This window comes from Pseudomonas sp. SIMBA_041, assembly GCF_046535095.1.
Lineage (GTDB): Bacteria > Pseudomonadota > Gammaproteobacteria > Pseudomonadales > Pseudomonadaceae > Aquipseudomonas > Aquipseudomonas mucoides.
The window spans coordinates 1-244 of the sequence record NZ_JAWRXJ010000794.1 but is presented as its reverse complement, the minus strand read 5'-3'; the positions used below and the strand labels follow the sequence as shown (position 1 = coordinate 244).

General features: G+C 64.8%; 1 protein-coding gene. It reads left to right on the top strand.

Annotation, left to right across the window (positions count from 1 at the left end; all coding sequences use genetic code 11):
* On the top strand, positions 1 to 244 hold a 244-nt coding region (locus SB725_RS33300; protein WP_410923708.1), incomplete at both ends, for a hypothetical protein.

Sequence of the window (244 nt, the reverse complement as noted above, 5' to 3'; positions counted from 1 at the left end):
GGCGGATGTCCTGTCGGACATGCACAGCGATATCAGGGTAGTACCCAATATGCTCGCCCCTGAGCCCTGGGCGGGGCTGAGCAGCCGTCGCGGTACTTCCAGCAAGCCGCGGGTCGGCTGGGGTGGGGGCACCAGTCACACCGGGGACCTGGAGGTCATTGCCGATGTCGTGCGTGAACTGGCCTCTGAGGTGGAATGGGTGTTCTTCGGCATGTGCCCCGACGCCTTGCGCCCTTATGTGCAC